A 26,695-nucleotide genomic window follows, 5' to 3' on the forward strand; every position below is an offset into this window, starting at 1 on the left:
GGTCGGTCCGGGTTCGCTCTCCTCGCGGGGGCCGGGCCGGCCGGGGTTACCGGGGCGCGGTGGCGTCGATCTGCCAGCAGGCGGCCGTGAAGCGGACCTCGTCCGCGTGGACGAAGGGGGCGAAGGCCGGGCGGACGGTTTCGACGACGCGCTCGCGGGTCGGTTCGTCCGCCTCGCGCAGGGCGGTGCCGAGCGGGCCGAAGCGGGTGAACCACCACTCCAGCCGTTCGGCGGGCAGCACGCAGCTCGCGTCGGCCGGCCGGATGTCGACGTCCTCCCAGCCGCCCTCCTCCAGCAGGCGCCGGACCCGGCCCGCGTCCGCGAAGGCGAACTGTCCCGGCGCGTCCGGCCGCCGCGCCGGGAGGTCCGGCAGCAGCGGGGCCGCGGCCCGTTCCGCCGTCGTCATGAACGGGTTCTCCGTCAGGTCGCGCCAGGCGATGAACCGCAGTGCGGCCCCGGTCCGCGCGGCCCGGCGCAGGTTCGCGAAGGCGCGTACCGGGTCCTCGAAGAACATCACGCCGAACCGCGAGACGACCGTGTCGAAGACGCCGGGCTCGAAGGGGTGGTCCTGGGCGTCGCCGCGTACGAAGGAGACCGGCGCGTTCTCCCGCTCCGCCCGGTCGCGGGCCGCCTCCAGCATCGGTTCCGAGATGTCCACGCCCACGCAGTGGCCGCCGGGTCCGAGCCGCCGGGCCACGGCCACCGTCGTGCCGCCCGTACCGCAGCCGACGTCCAGGACCCGGCCTCCGCGCCCCTGTGGGACGGCCTCGACGAGGAGGTCCTCCAGCGGCCGGTACAACGCGTCCACCACGTCCCGGGCCTCGACCCAGGCGCTGCCCGAGGGCCCGTTCCAGCGGGCGGCCTGACCGTCGGCCGCCTGGCTGCCGGGGTTCCCGGCGGTCTGGATCTTCCCGGTGTTCCCGGTGTTTCCGGTGTTTCCGGAGCGGCCGGTGTTCTCGGCGTGCTCGGTGTTCTCGGCGTGCTCGGGATTCTCGGGGTTCTTGGCTTCCATGGCCGTCTCCTCTGGTCGCCCCACGACGTTGCCCCCACGGCGGGGAGATGACACCGTCCTACTTCAAGCCGACTTGAGGTCAAGCGGACGGGAGGGGCGAGGGTGCCGGACCTGGACATCGCCGAGGTGGCCCGGCGGGCGGCCGTGCCCGCCTCCACGCTGCGGTACTACGAGGAGCGGGGGCTGATCGCCTCGACCGGCCGGCGTGGCCTGCGCCGGCAGTTCGACCCGGGTGTGCTCGAACGGCTGGCGCTGATCGCGCTCGGGCGGTCCGCCGGGTTCTCCCTGGACGAGATCGCCCGGATGTTCGCGCCGGACGGGCAGCCACGTATCGACCGCCGGATGCTCGCCGACAAGGCCGACGAACTGGACCGGACGATCCGCGAACTCGGCGTCCTCAGCGAGTCCCTGCGGCATGCGGCGGTCTGTCCGGCGCCGACTCACCTGGAGTGCCCGACCTTCCGGCGCCTCCTGCGGAGCGCCGCGCGGGGGGCGGCCGTTTCACCGGCAGGCGCGCCGGCGGCGCCTCGGGGGACAGGCCGGCGGACTCCCCGGCGGGCGTGACGGCGGCCGGTGGTACGTCGACGGTGACGTCGGACACTTCGGTGGCCTCAGTGGCCTCAGTGGCCTCAGTGGCCTCAGTGGCCTCGGTGGCCTCGGTGAACCCGTGATCGGCGTCGCAGGTCGCGGATGGCAGGTCGTGGACGGCGGGTCGTGGACGGCGGGGCGGGTGCCGGGCGCCTGGTGAGAAGAGTTCGCGACCATAGTGAGACCCCACCGAGCTCAAGCGCACCGGGCTCGTCGGGCACAATCGGGACCATGAGCACCCCGGACCACCAGTCACCCCTTCCGGACGCCTCGCGACCCGAGGCCCCGGACCGGATCTACCGGTCGCCCGCCGGGATCGCGGGCGGCGCGCTGCTGCTGTTCATCGCGGGCTGGCTCGGCATCGACGCCCTGGTCTCCGGAACCGGCCGCACCCCCTGGCTGGCTCTCGCCTCGCTGATCCTGATCGTCCCGCTGGTCGCCGCCTTCACCCTGCGCCCCGCGGTGTACGCCAACGACGACCGGCTGCGCGTCCGCAACCCGCTCCGCGTCATCGTGCTGCCGTGGAGCAAGGTCGCCTCGCTGCGTTCGTCCTACTCGAACGAGGTCGTCGACACGGACGGCACCAAGTACCAGCTCTGGGCGGTGCCGGTGTCGCTGCGCGCCCGCAAGAAGGTGGCCAAGCACCAGGGGCGGGCCGCCACCGGGAGCCGTGGCGTCGAGGGCCGCATGCTGTCGATGGGCCGGCCGTCGCCCTTCGGCCGGGGAGCCGTCACCGACGCGCCGACCCGCGCGCAGACCGACCAGATCATGGACGACCTGCGCGAGACGGCCGAGGCCCGCGCCCACGAGCCCAGCGCACAGGGCGAGGTCACGGTCCGCTGGGCGTACGAGGTGATCGGCCCCGCGATCGCGGGCGCGGTGCTGCTGGCGATCCTGATCACCACGGGCTGAGTCCCGCCTGTCACGGGCCCACTCTGGCCCACGAAGGTGAAGTCCTTGGGCTGGGCGAAGACGACCAACCCTCCACCCGGGGGCGTGCTCTCGCCTCGTGAGGGCGTGCGGCCCGTTGGACGGGCCTGGTGTTCGCCGGCCGGTCGCCTTGGCCGCTCCCGCTCCCGCTCCGTCCCGGCTCTCGGGAGCAAGGGCAACCTCGCACCCCGGCTCGCCTCCGAGCAGCCCGAAGGGGGCGCCGCGGTTCAGGACGCGGCGCCCCCTTCGGCGTACGGGAGGCCTGAGTGGGCCGGGGCCCACAAGTCCGGGCGGCGGCTCGGAGCCCGCCCGGGCCCCTGCCCGCGCCCCCGGAACCCCGGCGGCGCTCACTGCGCAAGTGCCCCAGCCCAGTCCAGCCGGGCCCCTGTCAGATCCCCGCCGCCGCCGACAAATCCCGCTTGATCGCCGCGAGCAGTTCCGTCGCCCTCGTGTGGGCCGTCGGGAGGGAGTCGTGGGTGGGGGCCGGGACGACGACCTCCAGGTAGCACTTCAGTTTGGGTTCCGTGCCGCTCGGGCGGACGATGACCCGGGCGCCGTCCAGGGTGTAGCGCAGTCCGTCCGTGGGCGGGAGCAGCTCCGTGCCCTCGGTCAGGTCCTCCGCCTTCGTGATCGCGAGGCCCGCCAGTTCGGTCGGCGGGTGCTCGCGCAGCCGGCGCATGGCGGACGCGATGACCGACAGGTCCTCCACCCGCACCGAGAGCTGGTCGGTGGCGTGCAGGCCGTGGGTGACGGCGAGGTCGTCGAGCAGGTCGAGCAGGGTCCGGCCCTGCTCCTTCAGCTCCGAGGCCAGCTCCGTGATGAGCAGGGCCGCGGTGATGCCGTCCTTGTCGCGCACGCCCTCGGGGTCGACGCAGTAGCCGAGCGCCTCCTCGTAGCCGTAGCGCAGACCCTCGACGCGGGCGATCCACTTGAAGCCGGTGAGCGTCTCCTCGTACGGCAGGCCCGCGTGTCCGGCGATCCGGCCGAGCAGCGAGGAGGAGACGATCGACTCGGCGAACGTGCCGCGCGCCCCGCGCCGGACCAGGTGCTCGGCGAGCAGCGCGCCGACCTCGTCGCCCCGCAGCATCCGCCAGTCCCCGCCGTCCGGGACGGCCACGGCGCAGCGGTCGGCGTCGGGGTCGTTGGCCACGACGAGGTCCGGCGCGCTCGCCCGGGCCCGCGCGAAGGCGAGGTCCATCGCGCCCGGCTCCTCCGGGTTGGGGAAGGCGACCGTCGGGAAGTCCGGGTCGGGCTCGGCCTGCTCGGCCACGAGCACCGGCTCCGGGAAGCCCGCCCGCGCGAACGCCGCGAGGAGCACCTCCTTGCCGACGCCGTGCATCGGCGTGTACACCGTGCGCGCGGTACGCGGCGAGCCCGGCGCGAGGACGGCGTCCGTACGGGCCAGATAGGCGTCCAGGACGCTCTCGTCGAGGATCTCCCAGCCCGACTCGGGGCGCGGCACGTCGGCCAGCGCCCGCACCGCGGCGATCTCGGCGGCGATCTCCGCGTCGGCCGGCGGCACGATCTGCGAGCCGTCGCCCAGGTACACCTTGTAGCCGTTGTCGCGGGGCGGGTTGTGGCTGGCGGTGACCTCCACGCCCGCGACCGCGCCGAGGTGCCGTATGGCGAAGGCGAGGACGGGGGTGGGCAGCGGGCGGGGCAGCACGGCGGCGCGCAGGCCGGCGCCGGTCATCACGGCCGCGGTGTCCCGGGCGAAGTCGGCGGACTTGTGCCGGGCGTCGTAGCCGATCACGACCAGTCCGCCGGTCTCGCCCTTGGCCTTCAGATAGGCGGCGAGTCCCGCCGCCGCCCTGATCACCACGGAGCGGTTCATCCGCATCGGCCCGGCGCCGAGTTCCCCGCGCAGGCCCGCGGTGCCGAACTGGAGGGTCCCGGCGAAGCGGGCGGCCAGCTCGGTGACGTCCCCGGCCTCCACGAGCTTGCCGAGTTCCTCACGGGTCTCCGCGTCGGGGTCCTCGGCCAGCCACGCCTTGGCCCGCGCGATGAGTTCGTCCTGCACCTCGGGTGCACCTCTCTTCGGTCGTACGGTTCCGTCTGCCCGGTCGTCCCGCCCCCCGCTCCGGGGACGGGCCGCCCGCCGCCTACAGGCGGTCCAGCACCTGGGTCAGGAGTTCCCCCATGCGCACGGCCGAGTCGCGGCCCGCCTGGAGAACCTCCTCGTGGTTGAGGGGCTCGCCCGTCATGCCGGCGGCCAGGTTGGTGACCAGCGAGATGCCGAGCACCTCGGCGCCGGCCTCGCGCGCGGCGATGGCTTCGAGGGTCGTCGACATGCCCACCAGGTCGGCGCCGATCACCCGTGCCATCCGGATCTCGGCCGGCGTCTCGTAGTGCGGGCCGGGGAACTGGGCGTAGACGCCCTCCTCCAGCGAGGGGTCGACCTCCTTGCACAGCGCGCGCAGCCGCGGCGAGTACAGGTCGGTCAGGTCCACGAAGTTCGCGCCGACGATCGGCGAGGTGGCCGTCAGGTTGATGTGGTCACTGATCAGCACCGGCTGGCCGGGGCGCATGCCCTCGCGCAGTCCCCCGCAGCCGTTGGTGAGCACGATGGTCTTGCAGCCGGCGGCGACGGCGGTCCGGACGCCGTGCGCGACGGCGGCGACCCCGCGGCCCTCGTAGTAGTGCGTGCGGCCGAGGAAGACCAGGGCGCGCTTGTCGCCGATCAGGTACGAGCGGACCTTGCCGCCGTGTCCCTCGACGGCCGGCGCCGGGAACCCGGGCAGCTCGGTGACCTGGAACTCGGCCTCGGGGGTGCCGAGCGCGTCCACGGCCGGGGCCCAGCCGGAGCCCATCACGAGCGCGACGTCGTGGGTGTCGGCGCCGGTCAGCTCGCGCAGGCGCGTGGCGGCGGCGTCAGCGGCGGCATGCGGGTCGCCCTGGATGTCGTCCGGAAGAAGAGATGCGTTCACGCGCAAGAGGGTAGCCGGTTTGTGCCTACGCGCGTAGATGACAGAGCTCACGGTCTTGCGATCGTTGTCTTGTCGTTTCCGACGAACAGGAGGCGGGGAGCGGGGGCGGGGAGCGGCGCGGAAGGGGCCCGCCCGCACGTGACCCGGCGGGTGGCCCCGCACGTGACCCGGCGGGTGGCACCGCAGGTGACCCGGCAGGTGGCTTCCCGTGCCCCGGCGCGTGACTCGCCGAGTGGAGCGGCGAGTGGCGCGGCAGGGGGCGCCGCGGCGGGCTCAGCAGGGGCGTTTGCGCAGTTCCATCACGTAGTCGTGCGGCGCCCCCGCAGACTCCGCGGCGTCCGCCAGTTCCCCCAGGTACCGCGCCGAGGGGAGCCCGCCCTCGTAGCCGTTCAGCACGTACACCCAGGCGGCCTCCTCGCCCTCCAGGGTGTGCACGCGTACGCGCATCCGCCGGTAGATGTCGAGGCCGACGCCCTCCCAGCGGTCCATGGAGTCCTCGTCCGGCGGCGCGAGGTCGTAGAGCGCCACGAAGACCTGGGACCGGGGTGCCTCGACGATCGTCGCCAGCGCGCCCTCCCAGCCCATGTGCTCGCCGCCGAACGTCAGCCGCCAGCCGTTGAGCCAGCCCGTGGCGCGCAGCGGCGAATGCGGGGCGCGGCGCGTCATGAGCCGCGGGTCGAGATTGCCGGCGTACGCGGCGTAGAGCGACATGGGGTCGAGGGTACGGCAGCGAAACACGCGTCTCTCGCGTGACAAACCGGCCCGGAAGCCCCGACCGGGGGCCCCTGGGCGGAAGCATCTTGAAGCGTGCGGGACAATGGAGTACGTGACTCGGATCGTGATCATCGGTGGCGGACCCGGCGGATACGAAGCTGCCCTGGTGGCGGCGCAACTCGGCGCGGAGGTGACCGTCGTCGACTGCGACGGCCTGGGCGGCGCGTCGGTGCTCACCGACTGCGTGCCGTCCAAGACCCTGATCGCCACGGCCGAGGTGATGACCACCTTCGACTCCTCCTACGAGGAGCTGGGGATCATCGTCGCCGACGACACTCCGCCGGAGGAGCAGGCGGCCCGGGTGGTCGGCGTGGACCTCGGGAAGGTCAACCGCCGCGTGAAGCGCCTCGCGCTCGCCCAGTCGCACGACATCACCGCCTCCGTGACCCGGGCCGGCGCCCGGGTGCTGCGCGGCCGGGGCCGGCTGGAGGGCATGCAGGCCCTGGACGGCTCCCGCAAGGTCGTCGTGCGCGCCGCGGACGGCACCGAGGAGACCCTCACCGCCGACGCCGTGCTCATCGCCACCGGCGGTCACCCGCGCGAGCTGCCCGACGCGCAGCCCGACGGCGAGCGCATCCTGAACTGGACGCAGGTCTACGACCTCGACGAGCTGCCCGAGGAACTCATCGTGGTCGGCTCCGGTGTCACCGGCGCCGAGTTCGCCGGCGCCTACCAGGCGCTCGGCTCCCGCGTCACCCTCGTCTCCAGCCGGGACCGCGTGCTGCCGGGCGAGGACCCGGACGCCGCCGCCGTCCTGGAGGACGTCTTCCGCCGCCGCGGCATGAACGTGATGGCCCGCTCCCGCGCCGAGTCCGCCAAGCGGGTCGGCGACCGTGTCGAGGTCACCCTCTCCGACGGCCGCGTGATCAGCGGCACCCACTGCCTGATGGCGGTCGGCGCCATCCCCAACAGCAGCGGGATGGGCCTGGAGGAGGCCGGCGTCAAGGTCCGGGACTCCGGGCACATCTGGACCGACAAGGTCTCGCGCACCACCGCCCCCGGTGTCTACGCGGCCGGTGACGTGACCGGCGTCTTCGCCCTCGCCTCCGTCGCCGCCATGCAGGGCCGCATCGCGATGTACCACTTCCTCGGCGACGCGGTGGCCCCGCTGAACCTGAAGACGGTGTCCTCGAACGTGTTCACCGACCCCGAGATCGCCACGGTCGGCTACTCGCAGGCGGACGTCGACGCGGGCAAGATCGACGCCCGCGGGGTCAAGCTGCCGCTGCTGCGCAACCCGCGCGCCAAGATGCAGGGCATCCGCGACGGCTTCGTCAAGATCTTCTGCCGCCCCGGCACCGGCATCGTCGTCGGCGGCGTCGTGGTCGCCCCGCGCGCCTCGGAGCTGATCCATCCCATCTCGATCGCGGTCGACAACAATCTGACGGTCGAACAGATCGCGAACGCGTTCACCGTCTATCCGTCCCTGTCGGGCTCGATCGCCGAGGTCGCCCGGCAGTTGCACACCCGGAAGACGGCGGGCGAGAGCTGACCCTCTCCGGCGACTCTTCGCTGGTCACCGGGGGTCAGGGCGCATTCACGCGGCATAGGCGGACCGATTAGGCGCGTATACCACTTCGTGCCCTGCCATGCGAACAACTTCTGTTATTCGGCGCATAGTGCTGAAAGCAGACGGTCGTTGGGGTTACTGTCAGTTTCGTGTTCGCTGCAGAACGTCGCCAATTGATCCTCGAAATGGTGCGAGCGAATGGGGCCGTGTCGCTCCGTGAGCTCGCCCGCGTCGTCCAGACCTCCGAAGTGACCGTACGGCGGGACGTGCGCGCACTGGAGGCAGAAGGACTCCTCGACCGCCGGCACGGCGGTGCGGTATTGCCGGGCGGGTTCACGCGGGAGTCCGGCTTTCCGCAGAAATCACATCTCGCGACCGCCGAGAAGACGGCCATCGCCGATCTCGCCGCGGGTCTCGTCGAAGAGCGCGAGGCCATCGTGGTGGGGGCCGGTACGACCACGCAGGAGCTGGCCCGCCGGCTCGCGCGGATTCCCGGCCTGACCGTCGTCACCAACTCACTGCTGGTGGCCCAGGCGCTGGCCCATGCCAACCGTGTCGAGGTCGTGATGACCGGCGGCACCCTGCGCGGTTCCAACTACGCCCTGGTCGGCTCGGGTGCCGAGCAGTCCCTCCAAGGGCTGCGGGTGTCCCGGGCGTTCCTCTCCGGGAGCGGGCTGACCGCCGAGCGCGGGCTCTCCACGTCCAACATGCTCTCGGCGTCCGTGGACCGCGCGCTGGTCCAGGCGGCCGCGGAGGTGGTGGTCCTCGCCGATCACACCAAGCTCGGCGCGGACACCATGTTCCAGACCGTGCCGACCGATCTGATCACCCGGCTGGTCACCGACGAGCCGCCCGCGCACGACGACCGTGCGGCCACCGAGTTGCAGGCCCTGGCCGATCAGGGCGTCCAGATCGCGGTGGCCGGGTCATCGGCCCCGGGGGGCGCGGGAGGTGATCCCCTCCCGGCTGGGCGCCAGCAGCGCCGGGACGTGCCGCTGCCCGGTCCGCGCCGGGGTCAGGTCGGGCCGGGGGCGGGGCCTCAGCTACGGAGTGCGACGGTGATGGGGGAGCAGGCGCCGGCCGAACGGGCTCGGGTGGCTGATCTGCGGCGCCGCTGAGGGGTCGCCGGTTCGGCAGAGGGGCCGACACCCGTGTCGTCCCGGGTTCGCCTTGCCGGCCTGCGTGTGGGGCGTGGTCGCCTTGCGCCGGTGGGGGTTTGGCGCGCAGTTCCTCGCGCCCCTGGGGGGTCACCGGTGTTCTGGGCTGCGCCCCTGGGCTGCTTGCGGTGGTTCTTCGGGTGGGCCGCCGGTGGGGGCTTGGCGCGCCGTTCCTCGCGCCCCTGGATGGGCCCCTGCGTTTCCGGGCTTTGCCCGTTGGGCTGCTCGCGGTTGGTCTTCGGGTGGGCCGCCGGTGGGGGTTTGGCGCGCCGTTCCTCGCGCCCCCGGATGGGGCCCTGCGTTTCTGGGCTTTGCCCCTCTGTGTCATGGGCTGCGCCCGGCGTCCCTTGGGTGTGGGGGCCGGGCGCAGGGAGGGTGGGTCAGTCCTTGATCTCGCAGATGGGGGCGCCCGAGGTGATCGAGGAGCCGACCTCTGCCAGGAGGCCCTTGATGGTGCCCGAGCGGTGGGCGTTCAGGGGCTGTTCCATCTTCATGGCCTCCAGGACCACGACGAGGTCGCCCTCCTTGACCTCCTGGCCCTCCTCGACGGCCACCTTGACGATGGTGCCCTGCATCGGGGAGGCGAGCGTGTCGCCCGAGGCGGCCGGGCCCGACTTCTTCGCGGCCCGGCGCTTGGGCTTGGCACCCGCGGCGAGCCCGGTACGGGCCAGGGACATGCCGAGCGAGGAGGGCAGCGAGACCTCGAGGCGCTTGCCGCCGACCTCGACGACGACCGTCTCACGGCCCGGCTCGTCGTCGGCCTCGGCGTCGGCCGGAGCGGCGAACGGCTTGATTTCGTTGACGAACTCGGTCTCGATCCAGCGCGTGTGGACCGTGAACGGCTCGCTGGAGCCGGTGAGTTCGGGGGCGAACGCCGGGTCCGTGACGACCGCGCGGTGGAACGGGATCGCCGTCGCCATGCCCTCGACCTCGAACTCGGCGAGCGCGCGGGAGGCCCGCTGGAGAGCCTGCTCACGGGTGGCGCCGGTGACGATCAGCTTGGCGAGCAGCGAGTCCCAGGCCGGGCCGATGACCGAGCCGGACTCCACACCCGCGTCCAGCCGGACACCGGGGCCCGACGGCGGGGCGAAGGTGGTGACCGTACCGGGAGCGGGCAGGAAGTTGCGGCCAGGGTCCTCGCCGTTGATACGGAACTCGAAGGAGTGACCGCGCAGTTCGGGGTCGCCGTAACCGAGTTCCTCGCCGTCGGCGATACGGAACATCTCGCGGACGAGGTCGATGCCGGCGACCTCCTCGGTGACCGGGTGCTCCACCTGGAGACGGGTGTTGACCTCCAGGAAGGAGATCGTGCCGTCGGTGCCGACGAGGAACTCGACGGTGCCCGCGCCGACGTAGCCGGCCTCCTTCAGGATCGCCTTGGACGAGCTGTACAGCTCCTCCACCTGGGCGTCCGACAGGAAGGGCGCCGGGGCCTCCTCGACCAGCTTCTGGTGGCGGCGCTGGAGGGAGCAGTCACGCGTCGACACGACGACCACGTTGCCGTGGGTGTCGGCCAGGCACTGCGTCTCCACGTGCCGGGGCTTGTCGAGGTAGCGCTCCACGAAGCACTCGCCCCGGCCGAACGCCGCGACGGCCTCACGGACGGCCGAGTCGTACAGCTCGGGGACCTCTTCGAGGGTGCGGGCGACCTTCAGGCCGCGTCCGCCACCGCCGAAGGCGGCCTTGATCGCGATCGGCAGACCGTGCTGCTCGGCAAAGGCCACGACCTCCTCGGCACCCGACACCGGGTCCGGGGTGCCGGCCACCAGCGGGGCACCGGCGCGCTGCGCGATGTGCCGGGCGGCGACCTTGTCACCGAGGTCGCGGATGGCCTGCGGCGGCGGGCCGATCCAGATCAGGTCCGCGTCGAGAACGGCCTGGGCGAACTCCGCGTTCTCGGAGAGGAACCCGTAACCGGGGTGGACGGCGTCCGCCCCCGAGTCCTTGGCGGCCTGCAGCACCTTGGCGATGTCCAGGTAGCTGGTGGCCGGGGTGTCACCGCCCAACGCGAACGCCTCGTCCGCCGCACGGACATGCAGAGCGTCCCGGTCCGGTTCCGCATACACGGCAACGCTCGCGATCCCGGCATCCCGGCACGCCCGGGCCACGCGGACAGCGATTTCGCCACGGTTGGCGATGAGCACCTTGCGCACGATGGCTCCCTCCTTGAAACAAGCCGAGTTTAGGGACAGCCAACACGACCTTTCGACCCGTCCCCGGTGGTGAGCTTGCCCACACGGAGCGTGATTCGAGGCTCGCCCGACCCGCGAAATCCCTTGTCGCGCCGCAGCACGCGGGAGTCCTTGGCTGAACCCTAGCCCTCCGATGTGGCCAAGGTCTCTGTGACTCCGTGCTGCGGCCCACAGTGATTCTTTGTGGAGTCCCTACGAATGGCCCAACGATTCTTTGCCCTCGGCAGAACCCTTGTCCCGTGGTTTACCCGTTAGTAGCGTTCGGGATGTCTCGAACGTACTTGGGGTAACAGCACGCGGAAGTGGGTGGGGTACCGGTGGTGCGCAGACCGGTGGCATGGGTGACGGCGCTCGTGCTCTTCGCGGAGGCGATCGGTGTCGCGCTCCTGAACTGGTTCCTCGGCGTGGTGGTGGACCGCCAGGACATGTCACTCGCCGGGCTCGACCCCGACACCATGTCCGTCTCCTCGAAGATCGGCGGCCTGGTCTTCGGCCTCTACTTCGCGGCCTGCGCCATATCCGCCCTGCTCGTGGGCGTACGCGACCGCGGCCCCGGTTTCGCCGGGCGGCTGCTGCTGATCAGCGCCGCGGTCGTGCACGCCCTGCTGGGCGCCTTCACGGTGGGCCTGGTCGGCTGGGGCGTCTTCGTCTTCATGATGGTCGTGCTCGGCCTGATCGTGTTCACCCTGCTGGCGTACGACCGTCGGGAGGCGGCCCCCGTCGCGGACGCCGTGCCGCCGGGCGCCGAGACCGCCGGCGAAGGCCCTACTTCGCCCGGGGTGCCCACAACTCCGTGATGCCCACGCCCAGTTCGGCGAGCAGCTTGCGCACCAGGGGCAGCGAGATGCCGATGACGTTGCCGTGGTCGCCCTCGATGCCCTCGATGAACGGGGCCGACAGGCCGTCGAGCGTGAACGCGCCCGCCACGTAGAGGGGTTCGTCCGAGGCGACGTACGCGGCGATCTCCGCGTCGGTCGGCTCGCCGAAGCGCACGACGGTGGACGCCGTCGCCGACACCCAGCGCTTGTTCGCGGTGTCCCAGACGCAGTGGCCGGTCTGGAGCGTGCCCGCCCGGCCGCGCATCGCCTTCCAACGGGCGGTCGCCTCCTCGGCGTCGGCGGGCTTGCCGAGCGCCTCGCCGTCCAGGTCGAGCACCGAGTCGCAGCCGATCACCAGCGCGCCCTGGACCTCCGGGCGGGCCGCCACGACGGAGGCCTTCGCCTCGGCCAGCGCGAGGGCGAGTTCGGCGGGGGTGGGGGCGGTGACGGCCTCCTCGTCGACCCCGCTCACGATCACCTCGGGGGCGAGTCCGGCCTGCCGCAGCAGATTGAGCCGGGCGGGGGACTGCGAGGCGAGCACGAGACGGCGGCGCGGCTGATCGGTCATGCCGTTCAGGGTATCGGCGTACCGGTACCGGCCGGTCCGCGCGTCGGTACGCCGTACATCGGTCCGGGTCCCCCGGGTCCCCCGGGTCCCCCGGGTCGCCGGGTTGCCGGGTTACGCCGGTCGCCCGGCCGTCGGGTCGCCCGGTCGCCGGCTGGCCGTGTGTGCCCTCCGGGCCGGCCGCTCAGCGCACGCCCAGCACGATCATCGCGATCACCATGGCCAGCGCCATGAGAACGCCCAGCCGCCGCAACATGACCTGCATGTCGCGCAGCTCCTCGGGGGGCTCGTTCTCCGGGTCGGACCACAGCATGCTTCCGATCGTGCGACGCCCCCGGCGCCGGGCGCCTGAGTACGCGTACTCAACTTGTGCGCACCCCGTGTAAACGGGTCGCCAGTTTCTTTAGTGTCCCCGACGGTGCTACCGTCTGGGCATCACTAAAGGAACTCCAGTCCCCTTTGGTCGTCCCGGGAGAGGGAACCGCCATGTTCACCGCCACCGCCACCGCCACCGCCACCCGCGCCTTCACCACCGCCTGGACCGCCTCACCCCAGCTCCCCGCGGAAGGCTTCACCCCGAACTGGTCACGCGAGGGCTTCTGGCGCCAGTCGCTGCGCCAGACCGTCCGGCTCACCGCCGGCGGCGGCCGGCTGCGCGTCCGGCTGTCCAACGCGTACGGCACCTCGCCCCTGCGGATAGCCGGCGCCACCGTCGCCCGGCCCGCGCGCGGAGCCGCCGTCGAACCCGGCTCGGTGCGCCCGCTCACCTTCGCGGGCACCGCCGGCGCCGAGATACCGGCCCGCGCCGAAATCGTCAGCGACTGCGTCGAACTGCCCCTGGAGCGGCTGGAGTCGGTGACCGTCACGCTGCACCTCGACGCCGTGACCGGGCCCGCCACCTTCCACGCGCAGGCCTTCGCGACCAGTCACCGGGGCGCCGGGGACCTGCTCCACGACACCGGCGGGCACGGGTTCACGGAGTCCACCGAGTCCTGGTACTTCCTGTCCGCCGTCGAGGTCGACGCGGGCGGGCGGCGGGACGGGATCGCGCTGTTCGGCGACTCCATCGTGGACGGCTTCGGCTCCACGCCGGGCGCGAACCGGCGCTGGTCCGACCGGCTCGCCGAACGCACCGGCCGGCCCGTCCTCAACGCCGGCATCGGCGGCAACCTGCTGCTCAACGACTCGGCCTGGTACGGCGAGAAGGGCGTCCACCGGCTCAGCCGGGACGTCCTCGACCACCCGGGCGCCGACACCCTGATCGTGCTTCAGGGCGTCAACGACATCGGCTTCAGCGAGACGGACCAACAGCCCACCTACCGGCCCGCTCCGGTCGTCGAGACCGGCGAACTCATCGCCGGATACCGGCGGTTGATCCACCTGGCCCGCGCCCGCGGACTCCGCGTGATCGGCGCGACCCTGCTGCCCTTCGGCGGCTCCGACCACTGGGGCGAGCACGCGGCGAAGGTCGCCCACGAGGTCAACGCCTGGATGCGGGACCCCGCGCACGGCGAGTGGGACGCGGTGGCCGACCTCCACCGCGCCCTGGCCGACCCGGCGGACCCGGACCGGCTGCACCCCGCGTACGACATCGGCGACCACCTGCACCCGGGCGACGCCGGGTACGCGGCGATGGCCGACGCCGTGGCGAGGGTCCTCTAGCGCCCCGCGCTGTCCGGCCCGGTCGGCGGGACGTGTGGTCCGCGGGTGCTATCCGGGCCAGTAGGTGCGGCCCCAGGCCGTCGGGCCTGGCCGCGGAAGCCGGTGCGCCGCGACCCGGGCCGGGTCGGACCAGGAGTCCCGCGGCCGGGGCGCGCCGGACGGCTGGGCCGCCACCGCCGCGGCGCGCGCACGGACCACCGCCAGGGCGGCGGCCAGCTCCTCCGGGGTCGGATTGCCCCGTACGACCTTGATCGTCATGTCTGCTCCCAGGGGTCCGGGCCTGCGGCGGTCTACAGCGGGATGTTGCCGTGCTTCTTCGGAGGAAGGGATTCCCGCTTCGTCCGCAGTTGACGCAGCCCGCGGACCACGTGCGCGCGGGTCTGCGACGGCATGACCACCCCGTCGATGTAACCGCGCTCGGCCGCCGTGTACGGGTTCAGCAGCGTGTCCTCGTACTCCTGGATCAGCCGGGCCCGGGTGCCCTCCTGGTCCTCGGCGGCGGCGATCGTGCGGCGGTGCAGGATGTTCACCGCGCCCTGCGCGCCCATCACGGCGATCTGCGCGGTCGGCCAGGCCAGGTTGAGGTCGGCGCCCAGGTGCTTGGAGCCCATGACGTCGTACGCGCCGCCGAACGCCTTGCGGGTGATGACCGTGATCAGCGGGACGGTCGCCTCCGCGTACGCGTAGATCAGCTTGGCGCCGCGCCGGATGATGCCGGTGTGCTCCTGGTCGACACCCGGCAGGAAGCCCGGCACGTCCACGAAGGTGAGGACGGGGACGTTGAACGCGTCGCAGGTGCGGACGAAGCGGGCCGCCTTCTCGCTCGCGTCGATGTCGAGGCAGCCGGCGAACTGCATCGGCTGGTTGGCGACCACACCCACCGGACGGCCCTCGACCCGGCCGAAGCCGGTCAGGATGTTCGGCGCGAACAACGGCTGCGTCTCGAAGAACTCGGCGTCGTCCAGGACGTGTTCGATCACCGTGTGCATGTCGTACGGCTGGTTCGCGCTGTCCGGCACGATCGTGTCCAGCTCGCGGTCCTCGTCCGTGAGGGTGAGGTCCGCCTCCTCCGGGAACGCCGGGGGCTCGCTGAGGTTGTTGGACGGCAGGTACGACAGCAACTGCTTGACGTACTCGATCGCGTCCTTCTCGTCGCCCGCCATGTGATGGGCCACGCCCGACACGGCGTTGTGGGTGCGGGCGCCGCCCAGCTCCTCGAAGCCGACGTCCTCGCCCGTCACCGTCTTGATGACGTCGGGACCCGTGATGAACATGTGCGAGGTCTGGTCGACCATCACCGTGAAGTCGGTGATGGCGGGGGAGTACACCGCGCCGCCCGCGCACGGGCCGACGACCAGGCTGATCTGCGGGATGACACCCGAGGCGTGGGTGTTGCGGCGGAAGATCTCGCCGTACATGCCGAGCGCGCTGACCCCTTCCTGGATCCGCGCGCCGCCCGAGTCGTTGATGCCGATGACCGGACAGCCGGTCTTCAGCGCGAAGTCCATCACCTTCATGATCTTCTGCCCGTAGACCTCGCCGAGCGCGCCGCCGAAGACGGTGAAGTCCTGCGAGAACACGGCGACCGGACGGCCGTCGACCGTGCCGTAACCGGTGACGACGCCATCGCCGTACGGGCGGTTCCGCTCCAGGCCGAAGTCCGTGGAGCGGTGCCGGGCGAACTCGTCGAACTCGACGAACGACTCCTCGTCCATGAGCAGTTCGATCCGCTCACGGGCCGTCAGCTTGCCCTTGGCGTGCTGCTTCTCGACGGCGCGCTCCGAGCCGGCGTGCGTCGCCTCCTGGATGCGGCGCCGCAGGTCCGCGAGCTTGCCCGCGGTCGTGTGGATGTCGGGGTGGTGCAGCTCTTCCGGCTCGGACATCGGGATGCGGCTCCCTGCCTGCTCTAAGGGGACGTGAGGGGCGGTGCGGTGCGGATCGGTACGGGCGGTGCTCAGAAGGGGGACTTGCTACTCATCCGTAGCGTAGTGCTGTGCCTACCGTTCGGCAGTGCGGCGTTTACCACACCTAGGCTGGGTTGCATGACGCCGCGAGATGCTTCAGACGCGCCCGACAACCGCTGGTCCGACCTGGGCCGGCCGCCGCTCAACGGCACCGCCCTGCGCCGGGCGCTGGTCCGCGAGGGCGGCCTGTGGACGGATGTGCGGATCGTGCAGCGCACCGGGTCGACCAACACCGACCTGGCCGGCCTCGTCACCCGGGAGAACGCCGATGAGGGCACGGTCCTCGTCGCCGAGGAACAGAACGCCGGGCGTGGCCGGCTGGACCGCCGCTGGACGGCGCCCGCCCGCTCCGGGCTCTTCTTCTCCGTGGTGCTGAAGCCCACCGGCGTGCCCGTCGAACGCTGGGGCTGGCTGCCGCTGCTCACCGGCGTCGCCGTCGCCACCGCGCTCTCCCGCACCGCCGGCGTCGACACCGCCCTGAAGTGGCCCAACGACCTGCTGGTCACCGTGGACGGCGAGGAACGCAAGGCCGGCGGCATCCTCGCCGAACGCGCGGGCGCCGACGCGGTCGTGGTCGGCATCGGCGTCAACGTCACCCTCGGCGCGGCCGAGTTGCCGGTCCCCGGCGCCGGATCGCTGCTGCTGGCGGGCGCCACGACCACCGACCGCGACACGGTCCTTCGGACGGTGCTGCGCTCCCTGGAGGACTGGTACGGACGCTGGCGCGCCGCCGCCGGGGACCCCGCCGCCTCCGGCCTCCAGGAGACGTACGCGGCCGGCTCCGCCACCCTCGGCCGCACGGTCCGCGCCGAACTGCCCGGCGGCCGCTCCCTCGTCGGCGAGGCGGTGGCCGTCGACGGCGACGGCCGCCTCGTCATCGCCACGGAGGAGGGCGTCCAGGAACCGGTGGGCGCGGGCGACGTGATCCACCTCCGCCCGGCCTGAGCCGTCCGGCACCGGGGGCGTGGCCGGCGCCGCCCACCGGTCCGGCACCAGGTGCGCGGCCGGTGTCGCCCACCCGTCCGGAAGGGGGCCGACGACGCTCGCCGTGGCCCGGCCCGGAGCCCGGCCCGGACCGCGGTCCAGACCTCGGCCCAGACCTCGGCCCGGACCCTGGCCCAGACCCCGGTCCGGTGCGACAGGTACGGGCGGTCATCGCGGGTGTACGGGCCGTGTGCGGGCGGCGGGGTGCGGCCGTGCGGGGGGTTCCCGAGCGGGGCGTCGTATCGGGAGTGAGCCAGCGCACACCTGCCGTAGAGTTGAGCGCGGTCGATACCTGACCTCGGCAGATCGGAAGGGCAGCAGGCGTGACCGTCGACGACACCGGCTCCGGCACGGGTGCTCACCCTGCCCCCGACGGCGAGCCGGGCCGTACCGCCGGGCCGGTCACGGACGCGACCTCCGCACGGGCCGCCGCCGACGGCGGCACCGGCCCGCGGGCCAGACCGCAGGACCGCACGGACGCGGCCCCCGCCCCGCGTGGCGACGGCCACCCCGGCGGGCCGGCCGACCTGACCGACACACGGGCCGAGGCCCGCCCCGAGGGGCGCCCCGAGCTTCGGTCCGACGCGCGCCACGAGGCCAACGGCCGGGTCGACACCCCCGCCGACCCGGACGCCGGCGAGGACCCCCTCGCGCTGCGCCTGGAAGGGCTGATCCTGGGCGCCGAGCGCCGCTACACCCCGTTCCAGGCGGCCCGTAGCGCGGGCGTCTCCATGGAGCTGGCGTCCCGCTTCTGGCGGGCGATGGGCTTCGCCGACATCGGGCAGGCCAAGGCGCTCACCGAGGCCGACGTCCTCGCCCTGCGCCGGCTCGCCGGTCTTGTCGAGGCCGGACTGCTGAGCGAGGCCATGGCCGTCCAGGTCGCCCGCTCCACCGGGCAGACCACCGCCCGTCTGGCCGAATGGCAGATCGACTCCTTCCTGGAGGGCCTGACCGAGCCCCCAGAACCGGGGATGACCCGCACCGAGGTGACGTACCCCCTGATCGAGCTGCTCCTGCCCGAGCTGGAGGAGTTCCTCGTCTACGTCTGGCGCCGCCAGCTCGCCGCCGCCACCGGCCGGGTCGTGCAGGCGGGCGACGACGAGGAGATGGTCGACCGCCGTCTCGCCGTCGGCTTCGCCGACCTGGTCGGCTTCACCCGGCTCACCCGCCGCATGGAGGAGGAGGAGCTGGGCGAACTCGTCGAGGCCTTCGAGACCACCGCGGCGGACCTGGTCGCCGCCCACGGCGGCCGGCTCATCAAGACCCTCGGCGACGAGGTGCTCTACTCCGCCGACGACGCCGGTATCGCCGCCGAGATCGCGCTGCGCCTCATCGAGACGATGGCGAACGACGAGACGATGCCGGAACTGCGCGTCGGCATCGCCTTCGGCACGGTGACCACCCGGATGGGTGATGTGTTCGGCACGACCGTGAACCTGGCGAGCCGGCTCACGTCGATAGCGCCGCGTGACGCCGTCCTCGTGGACGGTGCCTTCGCGGAGGAGCTGACCCGCACCGGGGACGCCCCTGCCTCCGAGGCGGAGGCCGCCGAGGCCGCTGCCGCCGCAGAGAAGGAGGGCGAGGAGCCGCCCTCGTACCGCTTCGCGCTCCAGCCCATGTGGCAGCGCCCGGTCCGCGGCCTCGGCGTCATCGAACCCTGGCTGCTGGCCCGCCGGGACACCGGCGCGTAGCCCTTTCCCCTGCTCCTGCTCCTGCTCCTGCTCCCGCCCCGGCCCCTGCTCCCGCCCCGGCCCCTGCCCGTCGTCGCCGGGGCCGGGCGGGTCCGGCGTCCCCGTCATCCCCGCGGCCCGGGGGACACCAGCCCGTCCACGCAGATCCCCACGATCGGTACGCACACGCCCGGCCGGTGTGTCGGTGCCGGAGCCGGTGTGCTCCGGGGCGGTGTCGGAGCCGGGGGCGGTGTCGTGGGGGCGGGGTTCGGTGCCTGCGGAGGCCGGGTGGTGGACGGGGCGGTGGGGATACCGGTGTCACCCGATCCGGGGTCGCCCGGTCCGGCCGCACCCGATCCGGGAGTGTCCGCGCCAGGCGTGACCGGGTCCGTGCCGGTGTCCCCGGCCCCCGGGACCGTGCCGTCGGAGGCCGTGGAGGAGATACCGGGGGCCGGGACCACGCCTGCGGCGGGCTTCCGGCTCGCGTCGCCCGGCCGCCCGGCGGTCGCCTCGCCGGTACCGGCACGGGCGGACGGCGGTACCGCCTCCACGGTGGTGACGGCGTCGCCCGCCGAATCCGCCGCCGTGGGCGTCCCGCCCCGGGGCGCCGCCTCCGCCGGCCCGCCGCCACCGCCGATCCCGGTCACCGACTCGGGTGCCATCCGCGCGAGGCTCAGCACACTCGCGGCGACGGCGAGGCCCCCGGCGGCGAACAGCACCCGCCGGCGCCGTGGCCTGCGATGCCGTCCCCGGGCGGGGCCTGCGGAGAGCGCATCTGTATCGACATCGCTATCCACATCGCTATCCACATCGGCGTCGGCATCGACACCGGCGGCGAGGGCGAGGGCGAGGGGGAGGGTGCCGAGCCTGGCTTCGGGCTCGGTGCCGCTCGCGGCGGGTGCGGGACCGGGTGCGGAGCCGGTGGTCTTCCGAGGCGTCGGCGATACGGCCGTGGGTGGCGGTGGCGGTGGCGGTGTCGCCGGTACGGGTCCCGTCCGTTCGTCGGGGTGCTTGCCCGGGGCCGTTACCGGGGGAGGGGAAACGTTCCTGGAGGCGCCCGAGGCGGGCGGAACCGTGTCCTTCGGCCTCCGCACGTCCCCGCCCGTGATCCCGGGTGCCGGAATCCCCCCGATCCCGGCCTCGACCGCCGGCTCGGCCCCCGTCTCCCGGGCCGGAAAGGAAGCCGCGACCTTGAGCGTCCGTACCGCCCCCGGCCGTACCGTCCCCGTCCGTCCCGCCCTTGTCCCCGCCGCCCCCGTCCGCGCCGCGCCCCCCGTCCGTACCGCCCCGGCCCGTGCCACCGCGGCCCCCACCCCCGCCGGGTCGAGGGCACCCGCGGCGAAGGACGACGGGGCGTCCGTCGCCACGCCGAGGGACGTCGCCCGCACCCAGCGGCCCCGCGCCGGAGCGGGCGTCGGCTTGTCGGTGCCGTCTGCCCCCGGCGTCTCGCGGTCTGTCATGGCCGTCCCTCCCCGGTGTGCCGGTGCCCCGCGTGCGCTGTGGCGGTGCGCAGGTTAAGCACGGCTCCGGCTGCCCGGTACGGGAGTTGGGCCGGATGTCACCCGAACGAGGGGGTGTGCGACGAGGAGGTGGGTTTCGCCGGACGGCGTCGGCTGCGATGATCGGGGCGTCGTTGTTAACCCGCGTTAACCGGGAGGGTGTCATGGCGGAGCAAGCGGCGGAGCGACCCGCGGAACAGGGCGGGGAGCCGGGCGCGGAGCAGGGCGGGGAGCCGGGCGCGGAGCAGGGCGCGGAGCAGGGTGAGCGGCGGTTCGGCGAGTTCGTGGCCGTACGGCGGCACGGTCATGTGGCCGAGCTGGTCCTCGACCGGCCCAAGGCCATGAACGCCGTGTCCACGGAGATGGCCCGCTCCATCGCCGGTGCCTGCGACGCGCTGGCCGCCGACCGGGACGTCCGCGTGGTCGTGCTCACCTCCACCCATGAGCGGGCGTTCTGTGTCGGCGCCGACCTGAAGGAGCGCAACTCCTTCACGGACGCCGAGCTGGTGCGCCAGCGGCCGGTCGCGCGGGCCGCCTACACGGGCGTCCTGGAGCTGCCGATGCCGACCGTGGCCGCCGTTCACGGGTTCGCGCTGGGCGGCGGGTTCGAGCTGGCGCTGTCCTGCGACCTGATCGTGGCCGACCGCACGGCGGTCGTCGGGCTGCCCGAGGTGTCCGTCGGGGTGATCCCCGGCGGCGGCGGTACGCAACTGCTGCCGCGCCGGGTCGGTGCCGCCCGCGCGGCCGAGCTGATCTTCTCGGCCCGTCGTCTGGAGGCGTCCGAGGCGCGGGAGTTGGGGCTGGTGGACGAGCTGGTCGAGGCTGGCCGGGACCGCGCGGAGGCGCTCGCGCTGGCCGCCCGGATCGCCGCGAACTCGCCGGTCGGACTGCGCGCCGCCAAGCGTGCCCTGCGCCTCGGGCACGGGCTCGACCTGCGCGCCGGTCTCGAGGTGGAGGACGCGGCCTGGCGTTCCGTCGCCTTCTCCGGGGACCGCGCGGAGGGTGTCGCCGCCTTCAACGAGAAGCGCGCCCCGGACTGGCCCGGGGAGTAGCCCGGCCCCCTGTTCGCCCCACCAATGTCCCGAATATAGGTAAATGTCCCTAACCTGGGGTGATGGGAGAGGACAGGCGGCTGAAGGCCGTGGTGACGCTGGCGCAGGGGATGGCCGCGGCACACACGCCGCGCGAGTCGTGGCGGGCCGCGGCGCTCGGCGCGTGTCACGCGCTGACCGGCAGTTTCGCCGCGCTCTCCGTGTGGGAGCGCGAACTCGGGCGGCTCCGGGTCCTCGTCAACGTGGGGGACCGGGCGCCGGACGAGGACGAGTTCCCGGAGGGCGAGGCCTATCCGGTGCACCAGTTCCCGGAGATCACCGAGTTCCTGCACGAGCGGTGGGCGGGCGGCGGTGAGCCCAACGCCTGGGTGGAGACCGCCGACGGCCCGGCGGCCGGCCCCGCCGGGTACTGCCACCAGCGGGTCGCCGCGCTGCGCAGACGGGGGCGCGGCTGCTGTGTGGTCGCGCCGATCGTGCTGCACGGACGGGCCTGGGGCGAGCTGTACGTGGCCCGGCGCACCGGCGCCCCCGTCTTCGCCCGTTCCGACGCCGACTTCGCGACCGTGCTCGCCTCCGTCGTCGCCGCCGGGATCGCCCAGACCGAGCGCCTGGAGGAGGCCCGCCGGCTCGCGTACACCGACGCCCTGACCGGACTCGCCAACCGCCGTGCCGTGGACGTACGGCTCGACGAGGCGGTGGAGCGGCACCGGGAGGAGGGGACGGTGGTCAGCCTCGTCGTCTGCGACCTCAACGGGCTCAAGCGGGTGAACGACACCCGCGGCCACGCCGTCGGCGACAGGCTCCTCGAACGGTTCGGGTCCGTGCTCTCGCTGTGCGGGGCGATGCTCCCGGGCACCCTGGCCGCGCGGCTCGGCGGCGACGAGTTCTGTCTGCTCGCGGTCGGCCCCGCCGCCGACGAGGTGGTCCGGATCGCCGACGAACTCTGCCGCCGGGCCGCCGAGTTGGAGCTGGGGGAGGGTGTGGCCTGCGGGGTCGCCTCGACCGAGGACCCGATCGGGCCCGTACGGTCGGCGCGCCGGCTGTTCCGGCTGGCGGACGCGGCCCAGTACCGGGCTAAGGCGGTCCGGGCCGCGAAGCCGGTGGTCGCCGGGCGGGAGGGCCCCGACGATCCGGTGGTCCGCCTCGCGGACACCCCCGCGCCCCCGGCGGGCGAGCGCCGCAGGTTCCGCGGACGGCACGACCGGCCCCGCTCCTGAGGGCCCGCGCACGGGGCTTGCCGCCCTGCGGCGGAGCCCGTGGCGCCGTACGCGGGGCGCCCGTCGGGACGGACGCCGGAGTCCCTGTGCGCCGCACTCCGGGGTCCCGCTGTGACGTACTCCGGAGTCCTGTTGCGACGTACTCCGGAGTCCCGTTGTGACGTACGCCGAAGTAAGGGGTCAACCGGCCGTCCACTAGTGACATCATCGAATTCACTGCGTACGCTCCTGAATATGGATATGCACACTGTGGTGGTGGGGACGTCCGGGGTGACCGCGTCCGACGTACTCGCCGTGGCGCGCGACGGCGCCCGGATCGAACTCTCCGGCGAAGCGGTGGCGGCCCTCGCCGCGGCCCGCGAGATCGTGGACGCGCTGGCCGCCAAGCCGGAGCCCGTCTACGGCGTCTCCACCGGCTTCGGCGCGCTCGCCTCCCGGCACATCAGCCCGGAGCTGCGCGCCCAGCTACAGCGCAACATCGTCCGCTCGCACGCCGCCGGGATGGGCCCGCGCGTCGAGCGCGAGGTCGTCCGCGCGCTGATGTTCCTGCGGCTCAAGACCGTCTGCTCCGGCCACACCGGCGTACGCCCCGAGGTCGCGCGGACCATGGCCGACATCCTCAACGCGGGCATCACCCCCGTCGTGCACGAGTACGGCTCGCTCGGCTGCTCCGGCGACCTCGCCCCGCTGTCCCACTGCGCGCTGACCCTGATGGGCGAGGGCGACGCCGAGGGCCCCGACGGTGTGGTCCGGCCGGCCGGCGAACTCCTCGCCGAGCACGGCATCACCCCCGTCGAGCTGCGCGAGAAGGAAGGCCTCGCCCTCCTCAACGGCACCGACGGCATGCTCGGCATGCTGGTCATGGCCCTCGCCGACCTGGAGACGCTCTACAAGTCGGCCGACGTCACCGCCGCGCTCTCCCTCGAAGCCCTGCTCGGCACGGACAAGGTCCTCGCCCCCGAGCTGCACGCCATCCGCCCGCACCCCGGCCAGAGCGCCAGCGCCGCCAACATGCTGGCCGTGCTGCGGGGTTCGGAACTCACCGGCCACCACCAGGACGACGCCCCGCGCGTCCAGGACGCCTACTCCGTGCGCTGCGCCCCGCAGGTCGCGGGCGCCGGCCGGGACACCCTCGCCCACGCCCGTACGGTCGCCGAACGCGAGCTGGCCTCCGCCGTCGACAACCCCGTGGTGCTGCCCGACGGCCGCGTCGAGTCCAACGGCAACTTCCACGGCGCCCCGGTCGCCTACGTGCTCGACTTCCTCGCCATCGCCGCCGCCGACCTCGGCTCCATCGCCGAGCGGCGCACCGACCGGCTGCTCGACAAGAACCGCTCGCACGGGCTGCCGCCGTTCCTCGCGGACGACGCCGGTGTCGACTCGGGCCTGATGATCGCCCAGTACACGCAGGCCGCGCTGGTGAGCGAGATGAAGCGGCTGGCCGTACCGGCGTCCGCCGACTCCATCCCCTCCTCCGCCATGCAGGAGGACCACGTCTCCATGGGCTGGTCGGCCGCCCGCAAGCTGCGTACCGCCGTGGACAACCTGGCCCGCGTCGTGGCCATCGAGCTGTACGCCGCGACCCGCGCCATCGAACTCCGGTCGGGCCTGACCCCGGCCCCGGCGTCGCGGGCGGTCATCGCCGCCGTCCGCGCGGCCGGCGTCCAGGGTCCCGGCCCCGACCGCTTCCTCGCCCCCGACCTGGAGGCGGCGGACGCGTTCGTGCGCGCCGGCGGAGTCGTGGCGGCGGTGGAGCCGGTGACCGGACCGCTGGCCTAGGGCATCCGGTGACCGGACCGCTGGCCCTGTGGCATCCGGTGACCGGACCGCTGTCCTAGGGCATAGGGTGGGCCGGGTGGTGCCCGGCCCACCCGTCCCGCCTCGCACCCGCGTATCAGGATGTGCTACTGTCTCATTGATACGTTTTTGGTACCCATTTACTTTGTGCGCCTGATCGGAATCCTCCGCAGGCGCGTTTTGTTTTACCGGCATCTCCGGCATCACCCGGTGCATGCTCCGGATGGGGGCCCACTACCTGTTCAGGAGAACAACATGGCTACCGGCACCGTGAAGTGGTTCAACTCGGAAAAGGGCTTCGGCTTCATCGAGCAGGACGGCGGCGGCCCCGACGTCTTCGCGCACTACTCGAACATCGCCAGCTCCGGCTTCCGTGAGCTCCTCGAGGGCCAGAAGGTCTCCTTCGAGGTCACGCAGGGCCAGAAGGGCCTTCAGGCGGAGAACATCATCCCCGCCTAGTTCGCGACGCGCTTTTCCAGAGCCGGGTCCCGCGCCTTCGGGTGCGGGTCCCGGCTCGCGCTGTGACAGCTCACGCACGTGGTGAGCGCTGTGTGTGCAGTCCGTGGGGCCCAGGAAGGAAATCCAGATCCAGCATGACTCGATCCGAACGTCCCGTCCGTAAGCGGCCGGCGAACGCACGCGCCGCACAGACCGGCGGCTCCGCGAAGAGCGCCGGGCGCGCCACCGGACGGGGCGCCGGCCGCGGCCCCGCCCGCAAGGTGACGCCGCCGCAGGAGTTCTCGCTCCCCGAGACCATCACCCCGGCGCTGCCCGCCGTCGAGTCCTTCGACGCGCTGGACATGCCGGCCGCCCTGACGAAGACCCTCACGGCTCAGGGCGTCACCGAGCCCTTCCCGATCCAGGGCGCCACCCTGCCGAACTCCCTCGCCGGGCGCGACGTGCTCGGCCGCGGACGCACCGGCTCCGGCAAGACGCTCGCCTTCGGGCTCGCCCTGCTCGCCCGTACCGCCGGCCGGCGTGCCGAGCCGAGGCAGCCCCTCGCGCTCGTGCTCGTCCCCACGCGCGAACTCGCCCAGCAGGTCAACGACGCGCTGACGCCGTACGCCACCGCCGTCAACCTGCGGGTGGCGACGGCCGTCGGCGGCATGTCGATCGGCCGGCAGGCCGGCACCCTGCGCCGGGGCGCCGAGGTTCTGGTGGCCACCCCCGGGCGGCTCAAGGACCTCATCGAGCGCGGCGACTGCGCGCTCGGCCAGGTCGCGATCACCGTCCTCGACGAGGCCGACCAGATGGCCGACATGGGCTTCATGCCGCAGGTCGTCGCCCTGCTCAACCAGGTCGAGCCCGGCGGCCAGCGGCTGCTGTTCTCCGCCACCCTCGACAAGAACATCGACCGGCTCGTACGGATGTTCCTCACCGACCCCGTGGTGCACTCCGTCGACCCGTCCGCGGGCGCGGTGACCACCATGGAGCACCACGTGCTGCACGTCGCCGACGAGACCGACAAGAAGGCCGTCGCCACGCGCATCGCCGCCCGGGACGGCCGGGTCATCCTCTTCGTCGACACCAAGCGCGGCGCCGACCGCTTCACCAAGCGGCTGCTCGCCAGCGGTGTCCGCGCCTCCGCCCTGCACGGCGGACGCAGCCAGCCGCAGCGCAACCGCACCCTCGACCAGTTCAAGAACGGCCAGGTCACCGCGCTCGTCGCCACCAACGTGGCGGCCCGCGGCATCCACATCGACGACCTCGACCTCGTGGTCAACGTCGATCCGCCGACCGACCACAAGGACTACCTCCACCGCGGCGGCCGTACCGCCCGCGCCGGAGAGTCCGGCAGCGTCGTCACGCTGGTGCTGCCCGAGCAGAAGCGCGAGATGACCCGCCTGATGGCGGACGCCGGCATCACGCCGCGCACCGCCCGTGTCTCCTCCAGCGACGCGGAACTCGCCCGCCTCACCGGCGCCCGCGAGCCCTCCGGCATCCCGGTCGTCATCGAGGTCCCGCAGCAGGCCGAACAGCCCAAGTCGCGGCCCAAGGCCCGGCGCGCCACCGGCGGCGGCGCCAGGCGCCCGTCCACGGCCGGCACCGGCTCGTCCCCGCGCCAGGGCGCCGCGTCGGACGGCCAGCCCCGCCGCCAGCGCGGCACCGCGGCGGCCCCCCGCCGCACGGAAGGCGGCACCGGCCGTCGCACCGAGGGCGGCACCGGCCGTCGCACGGAGGGCGGCACCGGCCGTCGTACGGAGGGCGGGGCCTCGCCGCGCCGCTCCGAGGGCGGTACGGGCACGGGACGCTCCGGCAGCCCGAGCCGTGGCCGCGCCCCGCAGCGCGGCAGCGCCGAGGAAATCGGATACGGAAACGGTCTGATAGAGTCGGAAACGCAAGACCGAAGGGAAGCGCCCGGAGGAAAGCCCGAGAG

22 protein-coding genes are annotated in these 26,695 nt (G+C 73.3%); 13 read left to right on the plus strand and 9 right to left on the minus strand.

From position 1 onward, the window contains the following. Positions 1-46: 46 nt before the first annotated feature. Positions 47-1,012, minus strand: a complete 966-nt coding sequence (locus AB0912_RS20830) for a class I SAM-dependent methyltransferase (RefSeq protein ID WP_366701768.1) — start codon at positions 1,010-1,012, stop codon at positions 47-49. Between the two features lie 102 nt (positions 1,013-1,114). Between AB0912_RS20830 and AB0912_RS20835 the strand changes: the two genes are divergently transcribed. Both AB0912_RS20835 and AB0912_RS20840 read left to right on the plus strand, forming a co-directional pair. Continuing rightward, positions 1,115-1,576 (plus strand): helix-turn-helix domain-containing protein, encoded by a 462-nt coding sequence (locus tag AB0912_RS20835; RefSeq protein WP_366701770.1) that lies wholly within the window; start codon positions 1,115-1,117, stop codon positions 1,574-1,576. A gap of 255 nt (positions 1,577-1,831) precedes the next feature. Continuing rightward, positions 1,832-2,512 carry a PH domain-containing protein gene (locus AB0912_RS20840; protein WP_366701772.1) on the plus strand — a complete coding sequence of 227 codons (681 nt, stop codon included), beginning with the start codon at positions 1,832-1,834 and terminating at the stop codon, positions 2,510-2,512. A gap of 406 nt (positions 2,513-2,918) precedes the next feature. Here the strand turns inward: AB0912_RS20840 and AB0912_RS20845 are convergent, their stop codons facing one another. From AB0912_RS20845 to AB0912_RS20855, 3 genes are all read right to left on the minus strand, one after another. Beyond that, positions 2,919-4,550: a phospho-sugar mutase gene (locus tag AB0912_RS20845; protein ID WP_366701774.1), complete on the minus strand. Its 1,632-nt coding sequence runs from the start codon at positions 4,548-4,550 to the stop codon at positions 2,919-2,921. An 82-nt stretch (positions 4,551-4,632) separates the two neighbouring features. After that, complete coding sequence (locus AB0912_RS20850) at positions 4,633-5,457, minus strand: purine-nucleoside phosphorylase (RefSeq protein WP_366701776.1); 825 nt, start codon at positions 5,455-5,457, stop codon at positions 4,633-4,635. Positions 5,458-5,730: 273 nt separating this feature from the next. Continuing rightward, the gene (locus AB0912_RS20855) at positions 5,731-6,168 is read right to left on the minus strand and encodes a gamma-glutamylcyclotransferase (RefSeq protein ID WP_366701778.1); all 438 of its coding nucleotides are present in this window, start codon (positions 6,166-6,168) and stop codon (positions 5,731-5,733) included. Positions 6,169-6,274: 106 nt separating this feature from the next. On the opposite strand from AB0912_RS20855, the gene AB0912_RS20860 reads away from it, so the two are divergent. Together AB0912_RS20860 and AB0912_RS20865 are read left to right on the plus strand one after the other, a co-directional pair. After that, positions 6,275-7,723, plus strand: a complete 1,449-nt coding sequence (locus tag AB0912_RS20860) for an NAD(P)H-quinone dehydrogenase (protein WP_366701780.1) — start codon at positions 6,275-6,277, stop codon at positions 7,721-7,723. Between the two features lie 167 nt (positions 7,724-7,890). After that, a complete protein-coding gene (locus tag AB0912_RS20865; RefSeq protein ID WP_366701782.1) occupies positions 7,891-8,859 on the plus strand; it encodes a DeoR/GlpR family DNA-binding transcription regulator in 969 nt (322 codons plus the stop codon). 419 nt (positions 8,860-9,278) lie between these two features. Here AB0912_RS20865 and AB0912_RS20870 read toward each other — a convergent pair whose 3' ends face one another. Next, entirely contained in the window at positions 9,279-11,051 is a 1,773-nt protein-coding gene (locus tag AB0912_RS20870) for a biotin carboxylase N-terminal domain-containing protein (RefSeq protein WP_366701784.1), read from the minus strand. Positions 11,052-11,407: 356 nt separating this feature from the next. On the opposite strand from AB0912_RS20870, the gene AB0912_RS20875 reads away from it, so the two are divergent. Then, positions 11,408-11,887 (plus strand): hypothetical protein, encoded by a 480-nt coding sequence (locus AB0912_RS20875; protein WP_366701786.1) that lies wholly within the window; start codon positions 11,408-11,410, stop codon positions 11,885-11,887. Here AB0912_RS20875 and AB0912_RS20880 read toward each other — a convergent pair. Together AB0912_RS20880 and AB0912_RS20885 are read right to left on the minus strand one after the other, a co-directional pair. After that, a complete protein-coding gene (locus tag AB0912_RS20880) occupies positions 11,856-12,476 on the minus strand; it encodes a nucleoside triphosphate pyrophosphatase (RefSeq protein WP_366701788.1) in 621 nt (206 codons plus the stop codon). The two genes, AB0912_RS20875 and AB0912_RS20880, sit on opposite strands and share 32 nt — an antisense overlap. Before the next feature lie 181 nt (positions 12,477-12,657). Next, entirely contained in the window at positions 12,658-12,786 is a 129-nt protein-coding gene (locus AB0912_RS20885) for a hypothetical protein (RefSeq protein ID WP_366701790.1), read from the minus strand. A gap of 173 nt (positions 12,787-12,959) precedes the next feature. Here AB0912_RS20885 and AB0912_RS20890 point away from each other — a divergent pair, with 173 nt between their 5' ends. Continuing rightward, positions 12,960-14,135 carry an SGNH/GDSL hydrolase family protein gene (locus AB0912_RS20890; RefSeq protein ID WP_366701792.1) on the plus strand — a complete coding sequence of 392 codons (1,176 nt, stop codon included), beginning with the start codon at positions 12,960-12,962 and terminating at the stop codon, positions 14,133-14,135. A gap of 48 nt (positions 14,136-14,183) precedes the next feature. Here the strand turns inward: AB0912_RS20890 and AB0912_RS20895 are convergent, their stop codons facing one another. Both AB0912_RS20895 and AB0912_RS20900 read right to left on the minus strand, forming a co-directional pair. Then, the gene (locus AB0912_RS20895; RefSeq protein WP_366701794.1) at positions 14,184-14,393 is read right to left on the minus strand and encodes an acyl-CoA carboxylase epsilon subunit; all 210 of its coding nucleotides are present in this window, start codon (positions 14,391-14,393) and stop codon (positions 14,184-14,186) included. A gap of 32 nt (positions 14,394-14,425) precedes the next feature. Beyond that, positions 14,426-16,018: an acyl-CoA carboxylase subunit beta gene (locus AB0912_RS20900; protein WP_366701796.1), complete on the minus strand. Its 1,593-nt coding sequence runs from the start codon at positions 16,016-16,018 to the stop codon at positions 14,426-14,428. A 159-nt stretch (positions 16,019-16,177) separates the two neighbouring features. Between AB0912_RS20900 and AB0912_RS20905 the strand changes: the two genes are divergently transcribed. From AB0912_RS20905 to AB0912_RS20935, 7 genes are all read left to right on the plus strand, one after another. Continuing rightward, entirely contained in the window at positions 16,178-17,044 is an 867-nt protein-coding gene (locus tag AB0912_RS20905) for a biotin--[acetyl-CoA-carboxylase] ligase (RefSeq protein WP_366701798.1), read from the plus strand. A gap of 362 nt (positions 17,045-17,406) precedes the next feature. Further along, positions 17,407-18,774: an adenylate/guanylate cyclase domain-containing protein gene (locus tag AB0912_RS20910; protein ID WP_366701800.1), complete on the plus strand. Its 1,368-nt coding sequence runs from the start codon at positions 17,407-17,409 to the stop codon at positions 18,772-18,774. 1,642 nt (positions 18,775-20,416) lie between these two features. Then, positions 20,417-21,304 carry an enoyl-CoA hydratase-related protein gene (locus AB0912_RS20915; protein WP_366701802.1) on the plus strand — a complete coding sequence of 296 codons (888 nt, stop codon included), beginning with the start codon at positions 20,417-20,419 and terminating at the stop codon, positions 21,302-21,304. A gap of 62 nt (positions 21,305-21,366) precedes the next feature. Then, positions 21,367-22,521, plus strand: coding sequence for a sensor domain-containing diguanylate cyclase (locus AB0912_RS20920; protein WP_366701804.1), 1,155 nt, complete (start codon positions 21,367-21,369; stop codon positions 22,519-22,521). A 240-nt stretch (positions 22,522-22,761) separates the two neighbouring features. After that, the gene (hutH, locus tag AB0912_RS20925; protein WP_366701829.1) at positions 22,762-24,300 is read left to right on the plus strand and encodes a histidine ammonia-lyase; all 1,539 of its coding nucleotides are present in this window, start codon (positions 22,762-22,764) and stop codon (positions 24,298-24,300) included. Between the two features lie 273 nt (positions 24,301-24,573). Further along, the gene (locus tag AB0912_RS20930) at positions 24,574-24,777 is read left to right on the plus strand and encodes a cold-shock protein (RefSeq protein ID WP_030794464.1); all 204 of its coding nucleotides are present in this window, start codon (positions 24,574-24,576) and stop codon (positions 24,775-24,777) included. Positions 24,778-24,911: 134 nt separating this feature from the next. Then, positions 24,912-26,695, plus strand: a 1,784-nt coding sequence (locus AB0912_RS20935; RefSeq protein WP_366701806.1) for a DEAD/DEAH box helicase, incomplete at its 3' end; no start/stop codon positions are given.

It is taken from the genome of Streptomyces sp. NPDC007084, assembly GCF_040703595.1.
Lineage (GTDB): Bacteria > Actinomycetota > Actinomycetes > Streptomycetales > Streptomycetaceae > Streptomyces.